Source organism: Vreelandella stevensii S18214, from assembly GCF_000275725.1.
Lineage (GTDB): Bacteria > Pseudomonadota > Gammaproteobacteria > Pseudomonadales > Halomonadaceae > Vreelandella > Vreelandella stevensii.
In genome coordinates, this window is sequence record NZ_AJTS01000043.1 from 15,806 (window position 1) to 38,283 (window position 22,478).

Annotated in this window: 18 protein-coding genes; 10 read left to right on the plus strand and 8 right to left on the minus strand. The window is 60.7% G+C overall.

Annotation, left to right across the window (positions count from 1 at the left end; all coding sequences use genetic code 11):
* Positions 1-124 precede the first annotated feature (124 nt).
* The 4 genes from HSS18214_RS0112665 (at position 125) to ligB (ending at position 4,763) form a co-directional block, all read left to right on the plus strand.
* A complete protein-coding gene (locus tag HSS18214_RS0112665) occupies positions 125-1,144 on the plus strand; it encodes an ABC transporter substrate-binding protein (RefSeq protein ID WP_026001923.1) in 1,020 nt (339 codons plus the stop codon).
* Complete coding sequence (locus HSS18214_RS0112670; protein ID WP_016915661.1) at positions 1,141-2,199, plus strand: FecCD family ABC transporter permease; 1,059 nt, start codon at positions 1,141-1,143, stop codon at positions 2,197-2,199. The genes HSS18214_RS0112665 and HSS18214_RS0112670 overlap by 4 nt, the downstream gene beginning before the upstream one ends.
* Positions 2,196-2,957, plus strand: coding sequence for an ABC transporter ATP-binding protein (locus HSS18214_RS0112675; RefSeq protein WP_016915662.1), 762 nt, complete (start codon positions 2,196-2,198; stop codon positions 2,955-2,957). The genes HSS18214_RS0112670 and HSS18214_RS0112675 overlap by 4 nt, the downstream gene beginning before the upstream one ends.
* Before the next feature lie 126 nt (positions 2,958-3,083).
* The gene (ligB, locus tag HSS18214_RS0112680) at positions 3,084-4,763 is read left to right on the plus strand and encodes an NAD-dependent DNA ligase LigB (protein WP_016915663.1); all 1,680 of its coding nucleotides are present in this window, start codon (positions 3,084-3,086) and stop codon (positions 4,761-4,763) included.
* Here the strand turns inward: ligB and HSS18214_RS0112685 are convergent.
* Positions 4,760-5,695: an AEC family transporter gene (locus tag HSS18214_RS0112685; RefSeq protein WP_016915664.1), complete on the minus strand. Its 936-nt coding sequence runs from the start codon at positions 5,693-5,695 to the stop codon at positions 4,760-4,762. The two genes, ligB and HSS18214_RS0112685, sit on opposite strands and share 4 nt — an antisense overlap.
* Positions 5,696-5,835: 140 nt before the next feature.
* On the opposite strand from HSS18214_RS0112685, the gene metF reads away from it, so the two are divergent.
* Both metF and HSS18214_RS0112695 read left to right on the plus strand, forming a co-directional pair.
* The gene (metF, locus tag HSS18214_RS0112690) at positions 5,836-6,675 is read left to right on the plus strand and encodes a methylenetetrahydrofolate reductase [NAD(P)H] (RefSeq protein WP_016915665.1); all 840 of its coding nucleotides are present in this window, start codon (positions 5,836-5,838) and stop codon (positions 6,673-6,675) included.
* 173 nt (positions 6,676-6,848) lie between these two features.
* Complete coding sequence (locus HSS18214_RS0112695; protein ID WP_016915666.1) at positions 6,849-8,066, plus strand: SLC13 family permease; 1,218 nt, start codon at positions 6,849-6,851, stop codon at positions 8,064-8,066.
* Positions 8,067-8,109: 43 nt separating this feature from the next.
* Here HSS18214_RS0112695 and HSS18214_RS0112700 read toward each other — a convergent pair whose 3' ends face one another.
* From HSS18214_RS0112700 to prlC, 4 genes are all read right to left on the minus strand, one after another.
* Positions 8,110-10,311 (minus strand): TRAP transporter permease, encoded by a 2,202-nt coding sequence (locus HSS18214_RS0112700; RefSeq protein ID WP_016915667.1) that lies wholly within the window; start codon positions 10,309-10,311, stop codon positions 8,110-8,112.
* Between the two features lie 125 nt (positions 10,312-10,436).
* Positions 10,437-11,429: a TAXI family TRAP transporter solute-binding subunit gene (locus HSS18214_RS0112705; RefSeq protein ID WP_016915668.1), complete on the minus strand. Its 993-nt coding sequence runs from the start codon at positions 11,427-11,429 to the stop codon at positions 10,437-10,439.
* A 262-nt stretch (positions 11,430-11,691) separates the two neighbouring features.
* On the minus strand, positions 11,692-11,940 hold the full coding sequence (locus HSS18214_RS0112710) for a YheV family putative zinc ribbon protein (protein ID WP_016915669.1): 249 nt from the start codon (positions 11,938-11,940) through the stop codon (positions 11,692-11,694).
* A gap of 54 nt (positions 11,941-11,994) precedes the next feature.
* Positions 11,995-14,043: an oligopeptidase A gene (gene prlC / locus HSS18214_RS0112715; protein ID WP_016915670.1), complete on the minus strand. Its 2,049-nt coding sequence runs from the start codon at positions 14,041-14,043 to the stop codon at positions 11,995-11,997.
* A gap of 177 nt (positions 14,044-14,220) precedes the next feature.
* Between prlC and HSS18214_RS0112720 the strand changes: the two genes are divergently transcribed.
* The 3 genes from HSS18214_RS0112720 (at position 14,221) to HSS18214_RS0112730 (ending at position 16,906) form a co-directional block, all read left to right on the plus strand.
* On the plus strand, positions 14,221-15,561 hold the full coding sequence (locus tag HSS18214_RS0112720) for a sodium-dependent transporter (RefSeq protein ID WP_016915671.1): 1,341 nt from the start codon (positions 14,221-14,223) through the stop codon (positions 15,559-15,561).
* Between the two features lie 31 nt (positions 15,562-15,592).
* Positions 15,593-16,138: a gamma carbonic anhydrase family protein gene (locus HSS18214_RS0112725; RefSeq protein WP_016915672.1), complete on the plus strand. Its 546-nt coding sequence runs from the start codon at positions 15,593-15,595 to the stop codon at positions 16,136-16,138.
* A 96-nt stretch (positions 16,139-16,234) separates the two neighbouring features.
* A complete protein-coding gene (locus HSS18214_RS0112730; protein WP_016915673.1) occupies positions 16,235-16,906 on the plus strand; it encodes a metal-dependent hydrolase in 672 nt (223 codons plus the stop codon).
* On the opposite strand, the gene HSS18214_RS0112735 is transcribed toward HSS18214_RS0112730, so the two are convergent.
* The 3 genes from HSS18214_RS0112735 to HSS18214_RS0112745 are packed head-to-tail and all read right to left on the minus strand — an operon-like array spanning position 16,882 to position 20,934.
* On the minus strand, positions 16,882-18,264 hold the full coding sequence (locus tag HSS18214_RS0112735; protein WP_016915674.1) for a sigma-54-dependent transcriptional regulator: 1,383 nt from the start codon (positions 18,262-18,264) through the stop codon (positions 16,882-16,884). The two genes, HSS18214_RS0112730 and HSS18214_RS0112735, sit on opposite strands and share 25 nt — an antisense overlap.
* Complete coding sequence (locus HSS18214_RS0112740; protein WP_016915675.1) at positions 18,257-20,167, minus strand: sensor histidine kinase; 1,911 nt, start codon at positions 20,165-20,167, stop codon at positions 18,257-18,259. The genes HSS18214_RS0112735 and HSS18214_RS0112740 overlap by 8 nt, the downstream gene beginning before the upstream one ends.
* Complete coding sequence (locus HSS18214_RS0112745) at positions 20,164-20,934, minus strand: GntR family transcriptional regulator (RefSeq protein ID WP_016915676.1); 771 nt, start codon at positions 20,932-20,934, stop codon at positions 20,164-20,166. Before HSS18214_RS0112745 ends, HSS18214_RS0112740 begins: the two co-directional genes overlap by 4 nt.
* 318 nt (positions 20,935-21,252) lie before the next feature.
* Here HSS18214_RS0112745 and lldD point away from each other — a divergent pair, with 318 nt between their 5' ends.
* Positions 21,253-22,413: an FMN-dependent L-lactate dehydrogenase LldD gene (gene lldD, locus HSS18214_RS0112750; RefSeq protein ID WP_016915677.1), complete on the plus strand. Its 1,161-nt coding sequence runs from the start codon at positions 21,253-21,255 to the stop codon at positions 22,411-22,413.
* Positions 22,414-22,478: the final 65 nt, after the last annotated feature.

Consider the following 22,478-nt stretch of genomic DNA (forward strand, 5'->3'; position numbering starts at 1 on the left):
GAGCTGGCAGGACCGAAGATTGCGACGCGAATGATTTGCGCTTATATTGCGATCGCGCGTAAATGAGTATCAGTCTCTATACGGCGCTGCCTATGACGCCTCTACCCATCGTGATGAGTGATCCATGATACGTCTTCTTGCTGTGACCGGATGTTGTACCCTGCTGAGCTTGGCATCCTCCTCTGCCTTGGCGGGAAACACGCAGTATCCTTTGACGCTGAACAACTGTGGCGTTGAGGTCACCTTCGACCAGGCCCCCGAGCGAGCCATTGGCCTGGGGCAAGCCAGTGCCGAAATCATGCTGTTGCTCGGCCTGGAAGACCGGATGGTGGGCACTGCCTTCTGGCCGAACCAGGTGTTGCCGCAGTTGGCCGAGGCCAATGCCAAAGTGGAGGTCTTGACGGTCGAATTTCCTACCTTCGAGTCTCTTCTGGCCAAGGAGCCGGACCTCGTGACGGCGGCCCTGCCGAGCCTGATAGGCCCCTCCAGCAGGGTTGCCACCCGCGAAGACTTCGACAGCGTAGGAGTGACGACTTACTTATCCCCCAACACTTGCGTTGCCGAAGAGGCGGCCAAGGACAAGTTCGGCTACGGCAGTCGCGACCAGCTCTGGAGCATGGATGGCCTGTATCAGGAGATCGATGAGATTGCCCAGATCTTCGACGTCAACGACCGGGGCCAGGCGCTGATCGAAGATCTCGAGCAGCGGGAAGCCGCCCTGCGGGCTGCGACCCCCGAAGGTAGCGAACCGCTCTCCTTTGTCTTCTGGTTCTCCAGCCCGTCGCCGTCTGCGGACGCTTATCTTGGCGGCAAGAACGGTGCCTCCGGCTTTATCGCCGACGTGTTGGGCGGTAGCAATGCCATCGACGCTGATGCTGAGTGGCCAGCCCTTGGGTGGGAAAGCATCATCGCGTCCGACCCGGACGTCATCGTGGTCGCCCGTGTCGACCGTAATCGCTGGGATCTGGACAACGCAGAGGCCAAGATCGAGTTCCTCAACTCGGACCCCGCCACCCGCGAAATGAGAGCGGTGCAGAACGGAGCCATCGTGGTCATGGATGGCCATGCCATGGATCCGACGGTGAGAACGATCTTTGGGGCTGAGCAAGTGGCGGAACAGCTCGAGGCGCTGGGTCTGAGATGAGCGCCACCCTTGGCATGCCGCAAATAGCTGAGCGTCTGCCACGCCTGGTGTGGGTAGCAGGCGTGCTGCTCAGCTCGTTGCTGGTGATCGGGCTGGTGGTGGGCATCAGCGTCGGGATCGGCGATATGCCGATCCCGCTCTCCACCACTTATGCGGTGATCACCAACAAGCTCGGCTGGACGTCTTTCGAACTCAATCGTATCCACGAAGCCATCGTCTGGGATTACCGCTTGAGCCGGGCGCTGGTGGCGGCCTTTTGTGGTGCGGGTCTGGCACTGGCTGGCGCCATCATGCAGTCGATGCTGCGCAATCCGTTGGCAGAGCCCTATGTGCTGGGTATCTCTGCCGGAGCATCCACTGGCGCCGTGCTGGTTGTCATGCTGGGGCTGGGCGCTGGCGCGGTGTCGCTATCCACGGGGGCGTTCGTGGGCGCCTTCGCTGCCTTTCTGTTCGTGGCACTACTCTCGAACGGAGCGCGGGGCGGCGCCGATCGCACGATATTGGCCGGGGTCGCGGCCTCGCAGCTGTTCAACGCCGTGACCTCCTATTTCGTCACCACTGCTGGCAATGCCCAGCAGGCTCGGGACGTGATGTTCTGGCTGCTCGGCAGCTTCGGTGGCGTACGCTGGCCAGATTTTTTGCTGGTGTCGGTGGTGGTCGGGTTGGGGCTGGTGGCCTGCCTATGCTATGCGCGGGTGCTGGATGCCTTTGCCTTCGGCGATGAGGCTGCCGCTTCGCTGGGGGTCAATGTCGGCCGAACGCGGATCGTCCTGTTTGCCCTTACCGCCGTCATGACGGCGGCCATCGTCAGTATGGTGGGCACGATCGGCTTCGTGGGGCTGGTGGTGCCTCACGCGGCCCGCTTCGTGGTCGGGCCACGCCACTCACGGCTACTGCCTGCCTGTGCCATTGTGGGGGCAATTTTCATGGTATTGGCGGACATCGCCTCCCGGGTGTTGATACCGCAGCAATCTTTGCCGATTGGCGTTGTGACGGCGCTGGTAGGCGTACCGTTCTTCGCTGTCATTCTTTACCGGTTACAGCGCACATCATGAGTATCAAGGCCGAACATCTGGTCTGGAAAATTGGCCCTAAAACGGTGATTGATGGGGTCTCCTTCGAGGCTGAGCCGGGCAAGCTGCTGGGATTGCTGGGCCCTAATGGTTCCGGCAAGACCTCGCTGCTTCGTCTGCTGGCGAGGCTCAAGACCCCTCACGCAGGACGAGTTCTGCTGGACGGCCAGGACCTCGCCACCTATCGGCGTCGTGCCATCGCCCAGCGAGTTGCTTTCATCGAGCAGCACGCCACCACCAACGCCAACCTCAAGGTCATCGACGTGGTCAAGCTGGGGCGCTTTCCCCACCGCACGATGCTTTCGGGGTGGACCCGTGAAGATGATCGAGCGGTCAACGAGGCACTCGAGCGTACCGGCATGAGTGGGAAGCGCGACGATGCCTGGCAGAGCTTGTCTGGCGGTGAAAAGCAGCGTACCCATGTGGCGCGCGCCTTGGCCCAGTCTCCCAGCGAGTTGATCCTCGACGAGCCGACCAACCATCTCGACGTGCAGCACCAGATAAGCCTGCTGCGGTTGATTTCCAGCCTGCCGATGACCAGCATCATCGCGCTCCATGACCTCAATCACGCCGCCATGTACTGTGACCGCCTGATCGTCATGCAAGCGGGGCGGATCGTTGCCTCAGGCACCCCTCAGGACGTATTGACCCAGCGCCTGCTGCGCGAGGTCTTCTCCGTCGATGCCCATATCGAAACCTCTCCGCATCATGCGCGTCCGCATATCCATTTTGCCCGCTAGCGGCAGCCCCTGCGTCGATGTTGCGTTGTTGCATCACGTCCAGTTTGAGTTAAGTTAACATTAGTACGGTGGTTCAGGCGCGGTGGTGCAGGCACCGATGGTTTTGCTGATCATCAGGGGGCGGCGATGGGGTGGCGGTGGATATTCAGAGCAGGGTGGCTGAGTGGCCTGTGCGCTCTGGCGCTGACGGCGCAGGCCGAGGAGTGCCCGGCATGGCCACAGGAGCGCCTTGTTCAAGAGCGCCAGACGCTGGCCGAGCATATCGCGCTGTGGGACCGTGCCTACCATGACGCGGGTGAGTCGCTGATTGCCGATGAGCTTTACGATCAGGCGCTGGCGAGGCTGGCGCATTGGCAAACCTGTCTGGACGATACCACGCCCCACCGCCCCCTGACCCGATCCACCCGTAGCGATGGCACGGTGACTCACGCGGCTCCGCAAACCGGGCTCCACAAGGCCGACGAGGCCGGAGTGCGGCGTTTTACCAGCCGTCGCCAGGGGCTATGGATACAGCCCAAGGTGGACGGTGTAGCGGTGACTTTGCGCTACCGGCAAGGGGAATTGGTCGAAGCGGTCAGCCGCGGCGACGGGGAGCGCGGCCAGGACTGGACCGAGCGCGTTCGGCAACTGCCCGATGTGCCTGCTTCGCTGCCCGAGCCGCTATCGGCGGTGTTCCAGGGTGAGCTCTATTGGCAGCTTGATCGGCATATCCAGTCGCAAGCTCCCGAGATTGGCGCGCGCGGTGCGGTGGCCGGGGCCATGGCGCAGCAGGCACCCAGTGAGGCGACGCTTTCCCGCGTTGGCTTGTTCGTGTGGGATTGGCCCGATGGGCCTACCGAGATGGCGGAGCGGCTGGCGCGACTGACGGCGCTGGGGTTCGACACGGCCGAGTACACGCACGCCGTTACGGGCCATCAGCAAGCGGCTGAATGGCGGGAGCGCTGGTTCAACGAGCCGCTGCCCTTCGCTACCGATGGCGTGGTGCTCAAGCAGGCCGAACGCCCTGGCATTCGTCACTGGTCGGCGTCGCCGCCGGAGTGGGCCATCGCCTGGAAATACCCCGCGCAGCAAGCGCTGGCCCAGGTGCGTGGTATCGAATTTCGGGTGGGGCGCACTGGGCGAGTGACGCCCGTGCTATGGCTGTATCCCGTGAGCCTGGAAGGGCGCAGCATTCGTCGTGTATCGCTAGGGTCGCTGGAGCAGTGGCAGGCCTGGGATGTTCGCCCAGGAGACCATGTGGCCGTGACGCTGGCAGGACTGACGATTCCTCAAGTCACCAGCGTAGTCTGGCAGAGTGCTGAGCGGGCGCCGCTCAGCGTGCCATCGCCAGCGCGTTATGACCTGCTGAGTTGCCTGACGCTGACCCCCGATTGTGATGCCCAGCTATTGGCACGCCTGACCTATCTGGGGAATCAGCTAGGTATGCGTGGCATCGGCGAAGGCACTTGGCAGGCCTTGATGCGTGCCGGGGTCGTGACGGAGCTGCTGGGCTGGCTGGCGCTGTCGGAGGCGCAGCTGCAACAGGCCCATGGTATTGGCCCCGCCACGGCCGCCTCGCTGGCGGCACAGTTTGCGGCGGCACGGCAGGCGCCCTATGCCGCCTGGTTACGTGCGCTGGGCGTACCGCCGGGCGGCAGCGCCGAGCAGGGGGAGTGGGCAACGCTGGAAGGACTCTCCCGCGCCGAGTGGCAGGACCAGCCTGGGGTGGGCCCCGTCCGAGCCGAAGCGCTGGTGGCGTTCTTTGGCCATCCCGAGATCCAGCGGATGGCACGTCAGCTTCAGCAGGCGGGTGTGGAGGGCTTCTAGGCCAGCCCGGTCAGGTAGAGCATCATCCCCAGATAGAACGGGATCAGCAGTGGCGCCAATAGCGTCGTGGTCAACACGGCCAGGGCGCCTTTTTGGGGCTGAATGCCCAGCTCCATGGCCACGACCACCACATTGGAGGCCATCGGTACCACCCCCAGCAACAGCAGCGCCATGGCCAGCTCCGGTGCCAGCGGCGTCAGCTGTTGCAGCACCAGCACGGCACCGACCATGACCAGTGGCCACAGAACGTAGCGCAGCCCCACGCAGGCTGCCACGAAGCGCGTATCCCAGGCGGCCAGCGTCACCTGGCTCAGCGTCATGCCAATGATCATCATGCCCAGCAGGGTGTACGTGGCGGGAAAGACGGCCAGCGAGTTCATCATTGGCTCGGGGAGCACTACACCCAGCGAGCTGAGCAGCAGGGCCAGCAGGAAGGCATAGACCAGCGGCAGGCGGGCAATCTTGATCAGACTCTGGCGCACCGAGAAGTGCCCTCGCGCGCTCAGGTAAAAGCCCACGGTAAATTCATACAGGTTGATCCCCAGCATGCAGAACAGGTACAGCGTGACGCCCTCCGGCGGCAGCAAGATCAGCGCCACGGGCAGGCCGAAATAGCCGGTGTTGCCGGTGCCGGAGGAAAAGGCCAGCAGAGCACCCTCCTGGGGGCCGAAGCGATGGCGGGTCAAGCGATGTACCAGCAGCGCCATGGCGCTGACCAGCAGAAACATGGCCAGCGACAGGGTCAGATAGGCTGCCGTGGGGCCGCCGTTCATCAGCGCGCGGAAAATCGTCAGGGGAGCAATGAGATAGACCAGCAGCGTGGCAATCGGGCGGGGGTCGATCTTGAGCCGCTGGGCCGCAAGGAACCCTAACCCGACATAGCCCAGCAGCATCAACAGTGGCCCCATCAACGTCGCGGGTGCTAAATCCATTTCTCCTCCTTGAATTTTGTCTGCCGAACAACATGAGCCGAATTGAAGATCGTGCGTGAAATCTTTCATTAGCCGCCACGCGGGTAAGCAGCGAGAATACCTCACATAATGATCACTTTGTTGTACTGCGAGGATACACCATGAGCAGCCAGGAACATCCGTTAGGTATCAGCTTCGAGTTTTTTCCGCCCAATACCGATGCCGGCCGGGAGAAGCTGATTCACGTGCGCGATGAGCTGGCCGCATGTAACCCTCGTTTCTTCTCGGTGACCTACGGGGCTGGCGGGTCCACGCAGGCGCGTACCCGCGATATCGTGCGTACCGTGAGTGAGAGCGGTATTACCACCGCCCCGCACCTTTCCTGTATCGGCAGCGAGAAAGCCCAACTACGTGACCTGCTGGCCCAGTATCAGTCGGAAGGCGTGGATAGCCTGGTGGCGCTACGTGGCGATATGCCGTCCGGCATGGGCAGTATCGGCGAGCTGCGCTACGCCAACGAGCTGGTCGAGTTCATCCGTGCCGAAACCGGTGATCACTTCGATATCGCCGTGGCGGCCTATCCAGAATCTCATCCACAGGCTCCCAGCCTCGACAAGGATGTGGAAAACTTTGCCCGCAAGATGAACGCGGGCGCCAATATGGCGATTACCCAGTACTTCTTCACCGCCGACGCCTACTTCCACTTCGTGGACAAAGCGCGGGCGCTGGGTGTCGAGCAGCCGATCATTCCCGGCATCATGCCCATCACCAACTACACCAAGCTGGCGCGCTTTTCCGATGCCTGCGGTGCCGAAATCCCCCGCTGGATTCGCAAGCAGCTGGAAGCCTATGGCGATGACAGCGAGGCTATCGCGGCCTTTGGCACCGAGGTGGTGACGCGCCTGTGCGAGCGCCTGCTGGATGGTGGCGCGCCGGGGCTGCACTTCTATACGCTCAATCAGGCCGCGCCGGTCATGAAGATCGTCGATAATCTCACCTGACCTGTTGCCGATGTGATCCATGAGAACCGATCTGCGTCCTCTGGCGCAGGTCGGTTTTTTTGATGGGGGTGCGACAGGCGCCGCGCGTGGAAGGCCCGGCTTGGAGAGTGGGCAAGGCATGGCTAACCACCGTATGATGCCTGCTCATTGAACCGTGACGGGAGCAGGAAACGATGTGGCTGATAGCTGCCATGTTCGCAGTGACCTATGTGGGAATGGCCGTGGGCCGGCTACCCGGTTTGCAGGTGGACCGTGCATGGATAGCGCTCTCAGCAGCCTGTGTACTACTGCTGACCGGCACCGTGAGCCTGGCGGACGTTGGTCAGCATATCGATGTAGGTGCCCTGGTGTTGCTGCTGGCGCTGATGCTGGTATCGGCACAGTTCGGCTTTTCCGGCGTCTACGGGCGTTTGTCTGCGCTGATCATGCGCCACGCCGAGCGTCCCAGCGTCCTGTTGCTGGGCGTCGTGCTGCTGGGTGGTGTGCTGTCGGCACTGCTGGTCAATGACATCGTGGCCTTTGCGATGACGCCGCTGCTCTGTCAGGCGCTGTTGGCTCGTGGCCTGGATCCTCGCCCCTATTTATTGGCGCTGGCGCTGTCGTGTAACGCAGGCTCGGCTGCCAGCCTGATCGGTAATCCGCAGAACATTCTCATTGGGCAGGTCGGCGGGCTCGATTTTTGGGCCTACAGCCTGCAGGCGCTGGTGCCTGCCGTTGCCGCACTGGGCATCACCTACGCCGTCATCTGGGCCATGTGGCGTCACCGCTGGGTGTTGAACGAGCCAGGGGCGGCACCTATGCCGCTGACCGTGTCCCAGGAAAGCCTGCGCTATAAGCCGCTGTTGGCAGCCATGGCGCTGCTGGTCCTGTTCTCGACCCCGCTGCCTCGCGAATGGTCGGCGCTCGCGGTAGCGCTGGTATTGATGATGTCGCGCCAAGTCGCCAGCCACCGATATGTGCAGGCGGTGGACTGGAACCTGTTGCTGCTGTTCATGGGGCTCTTCATTGTCACCGGCAGTGTCGCTTCCTTGCCGGAGGCGGGGGTGTTGGTCAACCAGTGGCTGGGGTCGGGAGGTGTGCCGGATGACCCATGGCACATGGCCGGGATATCGCTGGTGGCCAGCAACGTGATCGGTAACGTACCTTTTGTGATCTTGCTACTGGGGCTGTTCCCGCAACTGCCCGAGGCCACGCTGATCATGCTGGCGGTCATGTCGACGTTGGCAGGTAATTTGCTGCTGATTGGCAGCGTGGTGAATCTGATCGTGGCAGAGGGGGCCAGACGGCAGGGCGTTCAACTTGGCTTTCTCACCTTTGCCAAGGCGGGTATTCCGGTGACGCTGCTATCGATGCTGGTGGCGGGTGGGTGGTTTGCACTAGGCGTGCGCTGACAAAAAGGCCGACTCCTGGGAGTCGGCCTGCGTTGATAGCCTGTCAGGCTGCGGTGGGGGCCGGTTTCGGCCCGTGCAGCTTGCGCTGCATCAGGAACATGGCGGCGCCGATACCCAGTCCGGCAATGTCGGTGAAGATACCGCCGTAGATCAGGAACAGCGCGCCGATCATCAGCACCAAACGCTGCCATGCCTGGATCGAGCCAAAGAACCATGCTTGTACCGTGGCTGACAGCATGAAGATACCGATCGACGCCGTAATGGCGACGCGAACGATCTGCATCGGTGTGCCTTCCATCAGCATGGCTGGGCTATAGAAGAACATGAACGGTACGATAAAGGCCGCCAACCCTACCTTGAACGAGGTAATGGAGGTTTGCATGGCGTTATCGCCAGAAATACCGGCAGCGGCATAAGAGGCCAGTGCCACGGGCGGGGTGATCGCTGACATGACGGCGAAGTAGAAGACGAAGAAGTGCGCAATCAGCGGCTGAATGCCGATGTTGATCAGGCCAGGCGCCACGACGGAAGCCGCCACGGCATAGGCCGCCGTGGTGGGCATGCCCATCCCCAGCAGAATCGAGATACACATGGCGAAGAACAGGGCCAACAGTTGGCTCACGCCCGCCATGCCCAGCAGCAGCGACGAGAAACGTGCGCCCACGCCGGTCAGGGAAATGACGCCTACGATCAGGCCTGCACAGGCACACACGGCGATGATCTGGATCGACATGGTGCCTGCCAGCTGCAGGGCCTTGAGAATTTCACGAATGCCCATCTTGTTGGGTGAAATCCAGCTCACCACGGCAGCCGCAGCCGTGGCCAGGGTGCCCGCACGGATGACCGAGTACCCCATGAACAGGGCATAGATCAGGATGATGATCGGCGCAAACAGGTACGCGTGACGGGCCAGTTTGCGGAACTGCGGGATTTCATCCTTGCGCATACCGCGCATGCCTTTCTTCGCAGCTTCCAGGTCGACCATGAAATAGACCGACAGGAAGTACAGCGCGGCCGGAATCAGCGCGGCAACGGCAATCTCGCGATAGGGGATGCCGGTGATTTCCGCCATGATGAAGGCACCCGCACCCATGATCGGGGGCATGATCTGGCCGCCGGTGGAAGCAGCGGCTTCGATCGCCCCTGCGCTACGGCCCGGATAACCTACCTTCTTCATCAGCGGGATGGTCAGAGAGCCGGTGGATACCACGTTGCCTGCGGAGGTGCCGTTGATCATGCCCATCAGGCCAGAAGCGAAAATCGACACCTTGGCCGGACCACCCCGCGAGCGCCCTGCAGCGGCAAAGGCGAAGTTGACGAAGTAGTCGCCCACTTTCGAGGCTTGCAGGAACGCTGCAAAAATAATGAACAGAATGATGTAAGTGGAGGAGACCGCCGTCGTTTGCCCGAGCACTCCGATATCGGTGTAGAGCTGGCTGAAGAAGCGGTTGACCGACAGGCCCGGGTAGCTCAGGAAGCCTGGCAGGTAAGGGCCGCCAAACACATAGGCCAGAAAAATGGCAGAAATGACGACCAGCGCGTTACCTGCCACGCGGCGGGTCAGCTCCAGAATCAGCAGCGAACCGGCCATGGCAGCATAGGTAATGCCAACCGGGGCGAAGGAGGTGCCCGTGGACATACGCAACGGCGTATTATAAATCGTAATCAGATAACCCGCGCTGGCCAGTGCGACGATCATCAGCACCAGGTCAGGCATGGAGAATTTGGAGCGCTGCTGGCGATAGAACCAGGACAGCAGGATCGCCCCTACGGTGGCGAGCAGCATCGGGTAGCCGAAGTGCCAGGTTTCCACCTGTGGGTCGATACGCATGGCGCCCCCGGAAAGGGCTTGCCACATCAGGAAGGCTTGCACCAGTGCGTAGCCTGCGGGCAGTAGCAGCGCGGCTCCCAGCAGTGTCAGCCACTTGGGCGACTCATCGCTGGCGTCACTGGCAAAGCGCGCACCAGTGAACAGGCCGAAGCCAAGAATCAGGGCGCCTGCCACGTGAATGATCCGGTAGGTCCATGTTTCCATGGGCAGGACGTTCAGCGTGATCAAGTGAAACAGCGAGTAGGCGATGGCAACGCCGGCGAAAAGCATCCACTGCCAGCCGGTAAACAGACGACGGTTTGACTCGACGACCTCTTCGTCGACACCTTCGGCGAGTATGGCCTTGGCGTCCTGTTGCTCAATAGGGTCGCTAGCGGGTGCAGCCGGGTTGGGGCTGCCGGTGTTGTTGCTCATGGAGGTTACCCTTGGGATGGATCGTCAGCGAAGATGCTTGGGTAATTCAGGAACTGCTTATTCATGGCCAGAGCGACAAGAGCCGACCCTGTAAAGAGTCGGCTCTTGTGCTGGCATATTCGCGCTTATTGGCGAATCATGTCGTCGGCAATCTCATAGCCGTTTTCATTGAACCAGCGGGCAGCACCGGGGTGGAAAGGCATGACCGTGTTGTACTTGACGTTCTCGGGAATGCTCTCTTCGGCACTGCGGTGGATGGATACCATGCGGTCGTTGTTTTCCATGGTGATGCGCGTGACTTCATACACCAGGCTGTCGGGCAGATCACAGCCGGCAATGGCGAAGTTCCACATGGAAACGGCGCGAGCATCTTCTTCCAGCGTTTCGTAGGTGCTGGCCGGAATCATGAATTCAGAAACCGGGAAGGCGTCGACAATGGTGGCCTGCTCTTCTTCGGTGAACTCGATGATGTTGACGTCAGTTTGAACTTCCAACTGGCTGACGGCCGGGATCGGTACGCCCGCTGCAAAGGCAACGACGTCCAGCAGTCCATCCTGCAACTGGCCGCCCAGGTCAGACCAGCCGCCGTTACGGCGCTCGAAATTGACGCCCAGCTCTTCGAGGATGGCGGGGAAGTAAACGTCAGAGGTAGAGCCTGCGGGGCCAAAACCAATGCGCGAGCCGTCCGGAATCTCGGAAATGGAGGTAATGCCGGTGCTGGCCAGTGCGGTGATGGAGAATGGCGTCTCGTACATTGGGAACAGGGCACAGGCGTTATCCATGACGACACCCGGTGCCAGCGGGCTACGACCGTTCATGGCGTCATCTGCAGGGCCCAGTGTGGTCAGGCCGAAGGCCAGCTCACCCGCGTGAACCAGTGCCAGGTTCTGCGTCGGGCCACCGGTGACTTCACCACCGCCGGTAATGCCGCCCAACTGGTCGGCCAGCAGGTTCGCCCAGCCAGAACCGTAGATGTAGAAGGTGCCGCCCTGGCTGGCAGTACCTACGGTAAAGCTGGAGGGCCAGCCGTCACGATCAACTTCCGCATGGGCGGTGGTCGCAGCAACCAGCGCGCCGCCAGCCAGCAGGGCAAGAGACTTGGGCATCATATTACGCATGGCGAGATTTCCTAAGCTGTTATTGGGATTATCGTCTGGCATATCACTGTGGTGGCCAGTGCTCGTTCTAATAAGCAGCTTATATAGAGCGATTGTCGTGCCAATGGCTTTGTTTTTATTTGAATACAATCGCTTACGGATATCTTATTCAACTTTGGTTGAAAGGCACTCGACGCTTTATGGATGGCTTTACGCACGAATGCATAGAAATAGCGTGCGGTTTTCCGCACATTTTGGCGAGAAAGATGACTCCTGGGCGTCGCTACTTCGGTTTGCCGGGATCCAGGATACGCACTGGCTGTACATCCTGTACTTTTTGCTCATCGCGCACCTGGTTGACTCGAGTCACCAGCTCTGGCGATGTGTCATCCTCGATCGGCAGCTGCTCAAAGAAATCACAGTTGACGCATTCACGGTAGCGAATGCCATGCTGCTCCCAGGCGCGAATACGGTCCATGGCGGCGCAGCGGGGGCATGTAACCCCGGCAATAAAGCGTTTGATACTCGACATGACAGGACTCCTGAGACGCGGCAGCAGAGCTGCCGCGTAGAGATTAAGAGTGGATTAGGCAGCGCGGATACCGCTGTGGCGCAGCAGCGGTGCCACACTGGGCTCGCGACCACGAAACGCGACGAACAGCTCGGCAGCATCGCGGGCGCCGCCCTGTTCAAGGATCTCTTCCTTGAAGCGCTGGCCGGTGGCAGGGTCAAAAATACCCGCTTCTTCGAAGGCGCTCCAGGCGTCGGCGGAGAGCACTTCGGCCCACTTGTAGCTGTAATATCCCGCCGCATAGCCCCCTGCAAAGATGTGGCTAAAGCTGTTCTGGAAGCGATTGAAGGGCACCACGGGAACCACTGAGGTGTGGCGGCGTACGTCGTCCAGCAGGCCTTGTACGTCGTCGGCGCTGGGAGCTTCCAATTCATGGTGCAGGCGCATGTCGAAGAGCGAAAACTCTATCTGGCGCAACATGCCCATGGCGGACTGGAAGTTTTTAGCCGCCTGGAGGCGCTCGAACAGTGCATCGGGGAGCGGTTCGCCGGTATCCACGTGTCTGGACAGTAGCGCTAGCCCCTCTTTTTCCCAGCAGTAGTTCTCCATGAACTGGCTAGGCAGTTCGACCGCGTCCCAGGCCACGCCGTTGATGCCGGAAACATCGGCGATGTCCTGCTTGGTCAGCATGTGGTGCAAGCCGTGGCCGAACTCGTGGAACAGCGTTGTGACTTCGTCGTGGGTCAGCAAGGCAGGTTTGCCGCCCACCGGGGCGGTGAAATTACAGGTCAGGAAGGCGACCGGTAGTTGCAGGCCGTGTTCTGTCTGGCGGCGTACTCGGCAGTCCGCCATCCAGGCGCCTCCGCGTTTGCCCTCCCGGGCGTAAAGGTCGAGGTAGAACCCCGCAATCGGCTTGCCTTGCTCGGTAATTCTGAAAAACCGCACATCGTCATGATAGCTGGCCACGCTGGTATCTTCCGCTACCTGCACGTTGTAGAGGCGCTCGATGACTTGAAACAACCCGTTGACCACGTGGGGGGCGGGAAAGTAGGGGCGTAGCTGCTCCTGGGAGAGGTCATGGCGAGCCACGCGCAGCTTTTCACTGGCATAGGCGACATCCCATGGCTGCAGCGTGTCGAGCCCGAGCTCATCACGGGCGTAGGCGCTGAGCTCGGCAAACTCCTGCTGAGCTTGCGGCTTGGCACGCTGGGCCAGGTCTTCGAGAAAGTCGAGTACCTGGGCGGGGGAGTCGGCCATCTTGGTAACCAGCGAGTAGTCGGCGTAAGTATCGAAGCCGAGCAGGCGGGCCAGCTCCTGGCGCAGGGCCAGCGTCTCTTCCAGAATGGGGGCGTTATCAAACTGGCCTGCTTTAGGGCCCTGGTTTGAGGCGCGCGTCACAAAGGCGGTATACACTTCCTCGCGCAGTTCACGGTTGTCGGCATAGCTGACGATCGGAAAGAAGCTGGGGAAGTCGAGCGTGATGCGGTAACCCTCTGCGCCTTTGGCCTCTGCCAGTGCTTTCAGCGTTTCCAGAGCACTTTCCGGCACGCCTGCCAGCAGCGCAGGGTCAGTGATGTCCTTGTGCCATGCCTGTGTGGCATCCAGCACATGGTTGGAAAACTGATTGGACAGCGTGGAGAGACGCGCTTGAATGTCGCCGTAACGCGCCTTCTTGTCGGCTGGAAGGTCCACGCCCGCCAAGCGGAAGTCGCGCAGCGCATTATCAACGGTGCGCCGTTGGGCGGTGCTCAGGTCGTGCCAGGCAGGACCTTCCTTGAGCGCCTGCCAGCCCTTGAAGAGCCCTTCATGTTGGCCTACCCAAGTGCCAAAGGCCGACAGCTTCTCCAAACAGGCCTGATAGGCGTCACGCAGTTCCGGGCTGTTCATGGTGCTGTTGAGGTGCAACACCGGCGACCAGGCCTGAGACAGGCGGTCGTTCACGGCTTCCATGGGCGCGGCAAAGTTGTCCCAGGTAGGCGGTTGATGAGCGGCTTGTTGGGCAAGGCGCTCGATGGCGTCGCGACCCTCATTGAGCAGTTGTTCTACCGCGGGCACCACGTGTTCGGCACGAATGTCGGCGAAAGGGGGGAGCTCATGGCTCTCTAGCAACGGGTTGCGGGACATAGGCACCTCTATGGCGGCAGGTTGGTTCATGCGGGCGCGTAAAGCGTCCGTGGATAATGACACAGTGCGGGCAGCCGAGGTCAGTTTCAATGGCGGCATTGGCCTGGAGGCATGCGCCTGCTAGTCTTGCCGCCTTTTGATACGTCGAATCGAGTGCCACCAAGGCAGGAGCAGAAGATGAGTGAAACGCTGGAGCGTTGGGGGTCGAAGCGTGCCTTTATTCTCGCGGTGACCGGTGCCGCGGTAGGGCTTGGCAATATTTGGCGGTTTCCCTATGTGGCCGGGGAAAACGGCGGGGCGGCCTTCTTGCTGATTTACGTGGCGTTTGTCCTGTTGCTGGGCCTGCCCGTGATGATGGCGGAAATACTCATTGGCCGCGCTGGCCGTCGAGGCCCCATGCAGTCACTGAGCGTACTGGCCACACAGGCGGGTGCCTCGCCCCACTGGCGCTGGCTGGGGCTGTTCGGTGCGCTGACGGTGTTTTGCATTCTGTCGTTTTATTCCGTGGTGTCTGGCTGGTCGATCGAGTTTCTGGTGGCCTCCATCAATGGCAACTTTGACGGGGCCAGTGCCGCCGAGATTGGCGCTGGCTTTGACGCCTTTCTGGCCAATCCAGGCCTGCTGATTTTCAACCATTCACTGTTCCTGTTCATGACCATGACGGTGGTGGCGGCTGGCGTCGCGAAAGGCCTGGAGCGGCTCAATAATCTCTTGATGCCGGTGCTCTATGGCCTGTTGGTGCTATTAGCCCTCTACGCCATGACCACCAGCGGCTTTGGGGCGGCGCTGCACTGGCTGTTCATGCCGTCTTTCGAAAACGTCACCGCGTCGGTGGTGCTGCATGCCATGGGACACGCTTTTTTCACCCTGGCCGTAGGGGCGTGTGCGTTGATGGCCTACGGGGCCTATATGCCGGATGAACAGAGCCTGCCGAAAGCCGCTTGTGCGGTGGCCGTGCTGGATATCAGCGTGGCGCTGCTGGCGGGTATTGCGATCTTTTCAGTAGTGTTTGCCCAAGGGATGGACCCGGCGGACGGGCCGGGACTGATGTTCGTGACCCTGCCCATTGCCTTCTCCGAGTTGCCCTGGGGTTCCTTGTGGCTGAGCGTGTTCTTTTTGCTGCTGCTGCTCGCGACGTGGACGTCAGCCATCAATCTGGCGGAGCCCATGGTGGCCACGCTGCAGGGCCTTGGCTGGCGGCGCAGCGTTTCTACGGCTGTCGTGGCGATCAGTGTCTGGCTGCTGGGGCTGCTGTCGGCCTTCTCCTTTTCTCACCTGGCGGAGTTTAGACCGCTGTTTGGGCGCAACGTGTTCGAGCTGGTCAGCAGTATCCCCCCGGACATCTTCCTGCCCATGGGAGGATTGCTGATTGCTATCTTCGCGGCCTGGGTAATGCCACAGCCCTTGGTGATGCGCACCCTGGGCGTGGGTGAGCGAGGCTTCCTGCTTTGGCAACGTCTGGTCCGTTGGGTCTCCATTCCGCTGACCTTCATCGTCCTGCTGGGTGGATTGCTATAGTGGTTCTTGTGTCACTAACAGGAGAGTCTTCATGAGCAATGCCTTACGCGCGTTTCACGCACACTCCCCTACGCTGGGCGAGCGTGTCTATATCGACCCGGCCAGTGTCGTGATCGGCAACGTCACTCTGGGCGACGACTGCTCGGTATGGCCCATGAGCGTGATCCGTGGCGATATGCACAGGATCACTATCGGGGCGCGCACCAGCGTGCAGGATGGCAGCGTGCTGCATATCACCCACGCCAGCGATTTCAACCCGGAGGGCTTTCCTTTGACGATCGGTGACGATGTCACCATCGGTCACAAGGCCATTCTTCACGGCTGCACGTTGGGTAACCGTATTCTGGTGGGCATGGGCGCCATCGTCATGGATGGCGCGGTGGTGGAAGACGAGGTGATCATTGCGGCGGGAGCGGTAGTGACACCCGGCAAACGGCTGGAAAGTGGCTATGTATATGCGGGCAATCCTGCCAAGCCGTTGCGGCCTTTGAAAGAGCAGGAGCGGGCCTTTTTCCCCTATACGGCAGGCAACTACGTCAAATTGAAGGACGAGTTTCTAGCGCAGCAAGGTGGTTAGCCTAAACCTTTGGTAAACGGCAGCTTTTTTTATATCAGGCCGTGTTGTAGTCTTCGATAATCTGGTAATTTATCCAGTTTTTCAGAGTGCCACGACATGGCCAACTTTCGCACGCACATTACCGTGGCCGCCTCAGGCGGTACGCTCATGGCCTATATGGGCTGGCAAGCGCAGTGGTGGCCCGCGTCGCAATCCTTGCTGATCATTGCGCTGGTGGCCTTCGGTGGCATCCTGCCCGACATAGACGCAGACCGTTCCCGCTCTATCCGTCTGATTTTCAATCTGTTGTCGGTGCCTACCCTGGTATTGGGGGTGTTGATGCTGCAGCCCTGGTTGACGCCTGGACTGCTGCTGGTGGCCTGCGGCGGTATCTATTTTTCAGTGCGCTACCTGGCCGCGATTCTCTTCTCCAGATTGACCGTTCACCGAGGGATCTGGCACTCGTTAATGGCGGCGGGGTTGTGCGCCCTGGCGACGGCGGCGCTCAGCTACCATCTGCTAGCGCAGCCCGCCTGGTTGGCCTGGTCGCACGGTGCCGCGGTACTGGTGGGGTTTATCATCCACCTGGGACTGGATGAGCTGTTCAGTGTCGATCTGGAGGGGGCGCGGCTGAAGCGCTCGTTTGGTACGGCGCTCAAGTTGGGCGACAGCCGACGTCCTCTCTCTAATCTTTTGATGCTCATTGCCATGCTGGTGCTGGTGCCCTGGGTGCCGCCCTGGGGAGTGCTGCTGGAACTGATGCGTCAAGGGTCACTGCTGTGGCGGTAATCGTCAGCGCTCAGGCCATGCTTTTTGAGCTTGTCGTAGAACGTCTTGCGCGGGATGCCCAGGTGGCGACACACTTCCGTTACGCGGCCGTGGTGACGCGCCAGTGACTGGCTGATCAGGCTCTTTTCGAACAGCTCTACCTGGCGCGGTAGCGTGGGTTCATGGGTGTCTGCGGCGACACCTTCCAGCAAGGCGTCCAGCCGATAGTCGAACGCGGCACCCAGCAAAACGTAACGTTCGGCAAGGTTGCGCAGCTCGCGCACGTTGCCTGGCCAGTCGTGGGCCAGCAGGGCGGCAATGGCCGGGCTGTCCAGCGTTGGCGCTTCCAGCCCGCTACGGTTGGCGGCGACCACGGCAAAGTGCTGAAAAAGGAGCGGGATGTCTTCTCGCCGTTCGCGCAGGGCGGGCAGGGGCAGGGTGACCACATTGAGGCGGTAGTAGAGGTCTTCGCGAAACAGCCCGTCGTCGGCCGCCACTTTGAGATCTACCTTGGTGGCGGCAATCACGCGAATATCGAGCGGTACGGCTTCATTGGCTCCCAGGCGTTCGACGCTGCGCTCCTGCAGTACGCGCAGCAGTTTGACCTGCAGTGCCATGGGCATGGACTCGATCTCATCCAGAAACACCGTGCCGCCGTTGGCATGCTCGAACTTGCCGATACGCCGCTCCACGGCCCCTGTGAAAGCGCCTTTTTCGTGCCCAAACAGCTCTGATTCGATGGTGTTTTCCGGCACGGCGCCGCAGTTGATCGCCATGAAGGGGCTATTGCGACGAGCGCTGCGTTCATGGATCGCGCGGGCCACCAGATCTTTCCCTGTGCCGGTTTCGCCAAACAGCAAGACATCGGCCTCTACCTGGCTGATGCGCTGGATCATGGCCGCCAGGCGCGAAATGACCGGCGTGCGGCCTACCAGGCGAGGCCCGAGCGCTGCGTGCTGGACTTCGAGCTCGGCTTTCAGGCGCAGGTTTTCCAGGCTTAGCTGGCGCTTTTCGATGCCGCGTCTCACGACGTCCAGCAGCTGATCGCCCGCAAAAGGCTTTTCCAGAAAATCCCAGGCACCGGCGCGCATTGCTTCCACCGCCGTCGAGATGTCGCCATGGCCAGTGATCAGTATGATCGGCAGGGTGGCATCGCGATGGTGAAGCTCATGCAGCAGGGCCATGCCATCCATGCCGGGCATGCGGATGTCGCTGACGATGACGCCTGGGAAGTCGTCGGGCAGCGCCGCCAAGGCTTGCTCTGCGGATTCGAAGCAGTAGGGAGTGTAGCCGGCCAGCTCCAGGGTCTGGCTCGCGGTGATACGCAGATGTGGCTCGTCGTCGATCACCATGACCGGCAGTGTCGACGGTTCATGCATGGTTATTGTTCTCCGTTATTCTATGCTGCTCGCCTAGGGGCGACACGATGGTGCGCGGTAGGGAGATCGTGAAGCACGCGCCTCCCTCGGCCCGGTTGGTGGCCTGTAGCTTGCCCCCCAAGTCCTCCATGATACGCGATGAGATGGAAAGTCCTAGCCCCAGGCCGCTGCCCGGCGCTTTGGTAGTGAAAAAGGGCTCGAAGATCCGCGACACATGGTGCTCGGCGATACCGGGGCCGTTGTCGATGACATGAATTCGCACTTGGTCAGACGTGGCCTCGGCCCGCAGCGTAAGGGTGGGCTGGGCGACGTCTTTCATCGCCTGGATGGCATTGCCAATCAGGTTGACGATGACCTGTTCCAGGCGCACCAGGTCTCCCTCTACCCACAGGGTTTCGGCGGGCCATTGAGGCGTCACCTGGATACTGCCATCGCGTAGTCGGCTGTGAAACAGGCGCAGGGCGTACTCGATGCAGGCCTGGACAGAAATGGTTTCGTGGCGCTCGCTGCTTTTGCGAGAAAACTGGCGTAGCTGGGCACTGATATCTGCCATGCGCTGGGTCAGCTCGACGATTTGCGCCAGATTGGCATCGGCTTGCTCGATGCGCGTCAATTCGATGAAACGGCGCGCGTTTTCAGCATAGGCGCGAATAGCGGCCAGCGGCTGATTGAGCTCATGATTGATGCCTGCGGCCAGTTGGCCCAACACGGCCAGCTTGGCGGCTTGTATCAACTCGTTCTGGGTTTGCTGAAGATTGGCTTCTGCCCGACGGCGCTCTTCGATTTCATCGGAAAGGCGTTGATTGCTGGCCACCAGATCGCGTGTTCGACGCTCCACGCTGGCTTCCAGCTCATCGCGCGCGCGCGCCAGAGTCTGTCGTTCACGTTCGGCAAAGGCTTCCCGCTCTCGGCGTAGCCGTAAACGTTGCCAGCCGATGCCTGCGCCCAGTGCAACGACGCCATAGAGGCCTCCTGCCATCAAGGCGGCCACCCATTGGGCGCTGATCACCGAGTTCAATGGCTTGAGAATATGCATCTGCCAGCCAAATTCCGGTAGCGGTCTCGTCAAGCTGAGGTAGCGCTCTCCCTGCAGCGGGCCATGGGCAAAGCTGACAAGGTAGCTGTCGGGGCCATAGGGGGCCTCTACCTCAATGCCGGAGGGGTCGAGCGGCTCGATGGCATAGCGACGCGTTGCGCGGAGGCTTTCGCGCTGCGCTTCGTTGAGGGGGTAAAGCGCATTCATGCGCAGCTCGGGTTGGCTGGCCATGAAAATGATCGAGTCGCTGTCCGTGACAAACAGCTCCGCATCTTGCTGTGCCCAGCTCTCTTCGACCTCATCGAGCAGCACTTTGATGACCAGCACACCATCCGGTGTAGCGTCGGGTGACGTATCGTCCAGCCATACGGGGGCAGAAAAGAAGTATCCCCGCTCCAGCGACTGCGTACCCAGACCGTAAAAACGCCCCTGCCCACCGGCAATGGCATCGGTGTAATAACTGCGGAAGGCGTAGTTATGGCCAATGAAAGTATTGGGCCGATGCCAGTTGCTGGCCGCAATGGTGTAGGCGTCGCGATCCAGCAGATAAACGTCCGACACACCTGCCGTAAAGCGAAAGCGGTCCAACAGCAGGTTCAGCGACATGGGGTCCTGACCTTCGTGCGCAGCCAGGAAACGCTGGATTCCTTCTCGGGTAGAGAGCATTTGGGGCAGGTAATCATAACGGGACAGGTAGCCCGTCAAGTTGGCTGCCGATAGGCGCAGCTCGTTTTCAGCGTCGTCGCGCAGATTGGCAAGCGCCTGCTCGCGGGCTAGCTGGGCGGCCTGCCACATGCACAGCGCAAGCCCCACCGGCAGGATCAGCAGCCAGGCAAGCCGCCAACGTGGGCCGGGAGAGCGACTCATGCGGAGGTGCGCGTGCCTTGGGCACGGCGTAATGCGCGCTGAGCGCGGGTCTCCGCACGGGCCATTTCGAGTAGCCCCTCTTCCACATACACCAGATGTTCATGAGCGCGAGCTCGGGCATCTTCTGCGCGGCCATCCAGGATGGCATCGAGCAGCGCTCGGTGCTGCTTCATCAACTGTGAGCGGGAGCCTGGCTTGGCAAACAGGTGCGCCAGATTATCCACGATACTCTGCTCCAGGAGATGGAAGATACCGCGAATGGTGTGCAAGAGCAGGACATTGTGCGCTGCTTCGGCAATCGCCAAATGAAACGCGGCGTCCAGCTTGGCTTCCTGTGCAGGGTTGGCGCCGACGAAACCGCCGTCCAGCTCCTCGAAGCGCTGTATCAGCACGGCTTTGTCGGCGGGTGTCGAGCGCAGTGCAGCATAGTAGGCCGATATGCCCTCCATGGCATCGCGAAACTCCAGCAGATCCAGGTGAAATTCCTTGTGGCGGGAAAGCATTTCCAGCAAGGGGTCGGTATAGCCGCTGTTGAGCGTCTCGTTGACGAAGGTGCCGCCGCCTTGGCGACTACTCAGTAATCCGCGGGCAGCCAATTTCTGAATGGCTTCTCGCAAGGAGGGGCGAGAAACACCAAAACGCTCAGCCAGCTCTCTTTCAGGGGGCAAGCGTTGCCCGGGTTTCAGGCTTCCTTCCAGAATCATGCCTTCAAGGCGTTCGGTAATCACATCGGCAAGGCGCTGTTGGCGGAGCGGCGGGTAAGACATGAACAGTAGCTCCAATAATTGGTAAGACCAAGAGTAATCAATTTAAATGTCCCGCTCAAGCGTCCGTAGCATGCCATTCCAACAAGAAAGCAGCGCTTTGAACTAAAGTATGGTGGATGCCATGGGCTAATTTCACGTTTTGTGTTTGACACACAGGATCGGCCTCTCTAATGTTGTTTCTGTTTTTTTGTAAATTGGTAAAACCAATTAATACGCTAGAGCGCTGGCATACTCATGCGTCGTGGGTAAGCAAGAGCATGTAGGCATAGCTTTTTGCTGACGTGACAACAACAGTGCAATCTCTCCATAGGGTGCTCCATGATCATTTCTGCCTCCACGGACTATCGCCGGGCTGCCAAGCGTCGCCTCCCCCCTTTCCTCTTTCATTATGCGGATGGAGGGTCGTACGCAGAGCACACTCTGCGTCGCAACGTGGATGACCTGCGTGATGTTGCGCTACGTCAGCGGGTGCTGAAGGACATGTCCTCGCTTTCTCTGGAAACCGAGCTGTTTGGTGAAAAGCTTGCGATGCCGCTGGCGCTGGCGCCGGTAGGGCTGGCAGGTATGTATGCGCGGCGGGGGGAAGTGCAGGCTGCCCGCGCGGCCAGTAAAAAAGGGGTGCCCTTCACCCTGTCGACCGTATCGGTTTGTCCGATTGCCGAAGTGGCGGCAGCGGTCGACCGGCCCATCTGGTTTCAGCTCTACGTGCTGAAAGACCGTGGGTTCATGAAGCATGTGCTGGATCGCGCCAAGGAGGCTGGCGTAAAAACGCTCGTTTTTACCGTGGATATGCCAGTGCCCGGAGCGCGTTATCGTGATGCCCACTCCGGCATGAGCGGCAAGCACGGCCCAGCACGGCGTATTCTGCAAGCGGTACGGCATCCCCTGTGGGCCTGGGACGTTGGGGTCAATGGCCGCCCCCATGACCTGGGGAATGTGTCCGACTATCGCGGCAAGCCAACCGAGCTCGAGGATTACATTGCCTGGCTGGGCGATAACTTCGATCCTTCTATCTCCTGGAAAGATCTGGAGTGGATTCGAGAGCAATGGGATGGGCCCATGATCATCAAGGGCATTCTTGATGCGGAAGATGCGCGGGATGCGGTGCGATTTGGCGCAGATGGTATCGTGGTATCCAACCATGGCGGCCGTCAGCTGGACGGCGTGCCGTCCACGGCTCGGGCGCTACCCGCCATTGCAGATGCGGTCAAAGGAGATCTAGCGATTCTGGCGGACTCTGGCGTGCGCAGTGGCCTGGATGTCGTCAGAATGATTGCCATGGGAGCGGATACGGTGCTGATTGGTCGGGCCTTCATCTACGCGCTGGCGACAGCGGGAGAGGCCGGCGTGACCCACCTGCTCGAGCTGTTTGAAAAAGAAATGCGCGTTGCCATGACGTTGACCGGGGCGCGCACCATTGCTGAACTCGGCTCCCAGTCACTGGTGTCTAATGCTCAGCAGGTACTGTTGCAAGAGTAAAAGCAGGCGGTGCTGCCTGATAGTAGAGACGGTATATAGGTGTGCGACTGCAAAGCGTGAAATTA

What these genes read in the sequence shown, in the direction of transcription:
- HSS18214_RS0112675 (WP_016915662.1), top strand. Translation starts at nt 2,196, where the DNA reads ATGAGTATCAAGGCCGAACATCTGGTCTGGAAAATTGGCCCTAAAACG.
- HSS18214_RS0112710 (WP_016915669.1), bottom strand. Translation starts at nt 11,940, where the DNA reads ATGTCGAGTATCAAACGCTTTATTGCCGGGGTTACATGCCCCCGCTGC.
- HSS18214_RS0112745 (WP_016915676.1), bottom strand. Translation starts at nt 20,934, where the DNA reads ATGTCTTACCCGCCGCTCCGCCAACAGCGCCTTGCCGATGTGATTACC.
- HSS18214_RS0112740 (WP_016915675.1), bottom strand. Translation starts at nt 20,167, where the DNA reads ATGAGTCGCTCTCCCGGCCCACGTTGGCGGCTTGCCTGGCTGCTGATC.
- lldD (WP_016915677.1), top strand. Translation starts at nt 21,253, where the DNA reads ATGATCATTTCTGCCTCCACGGACTATCGCCGGGCTGCCAAGCGTCGC.
- HSS18214_RS0112725 (WP_016915672.1), top strand. Translation starts at nt 15,593, where the DNA reads ATGAGCAATGCCTTACGCGCGTTTCACGCACACTCCCCTACGCTGGGC.
- prlC (WP_016915670.1), bottom strand. Translation starts at nt 14,043, where the DNA reads ATGTCCCGCAACCCGTTGCTAGAGAGCCATGAGCTCCCCCCTTTCGCC.
- HSS18214_RS0112665 (WP_026001923.1), top strand. Translation starts at nt 125, where the DNA reads ATGATACGTCTTCTTGCTGTGACCGGATGTTGTACCCTGCTGAGCTTG.
- HSS18214_RS0112720 (WP_016915671.1), top strand. Translation starts at nt 14,221, where the DNA reads ATGAGTGAAACGCTGGAGCGTTGGGGGTCGAAGCGTGCCTTTATTCTC.
- HSS18214_RS0112735 (WP_016915674.1), bottom strand. Translation starts at nt 18,264, where the DNA reads ATGCATGAACCGTCGACACTGCCGGTCATGGTGATCGACGACGAGCCA.
- ligB (WP_016915663.1), top strand. Translation starts at nt 3,084, where the DNA reads ATGGGGTGGCGGTGGATATTCAGAGCAGGGTGGCTGAGTGGCCTGTGC.
- HSS18214_RS0112670 (WP_016915661.1), top strand. Translation starts at nt 1,141, where the DNA reads ATGAGCGCCACCCTTGGCATGCCGCAAATAGCTGAGCGTCTGCCACGC.
- HSS18214_RS0112705 (WP_016915668.1), bottom strand. Translation starts at nt 11,429, where the DNA reads ATGCGTAATATGATGCCCAAGTCTCTTGCCCTGCTGGCTGGCGGCGCG.
- HSS18214_RS0112700 (WP_016915667.1), bottom strand. Translation starts at nt 10,311, where the DNA reads ATGAGCAACAACACCGGCAGCCCCAACCCGGCTGCACCCGCTAGCGAC.
- metF (WP_016915665.1), top strand. Translation starts at nt 5,836, where the DNA reads ATGAGCAGCCAGGAACATCCGTTAGGTATCAGCTTCGAGTTTTTTCCG.
- HSS18214_RS0112695 (WP_016915666.1), top strand. Translation starts at nt 6,849, where the DNA reads ATGTGGCTGATAGCTGCCATGTTCGCAGTGACCTATGTGGGAATGGCC.
- HSS18214_RS0112730 (WP_016915673.1), top strand. Translation starts at nt 16,235, where the DNA reads ATGGCCAACTTTCGCACGCACATTACCGTGGCCGCCTCAGGCGGTACG.
- HSS18214_RS0112685 (WP_016915664.1), bottom strand. Translation starts at nt 5,695, where the DNA reads ATGGATTTAGCACCCGCGACGTTGATGGGGCCACTGTTGATGCTGCTG.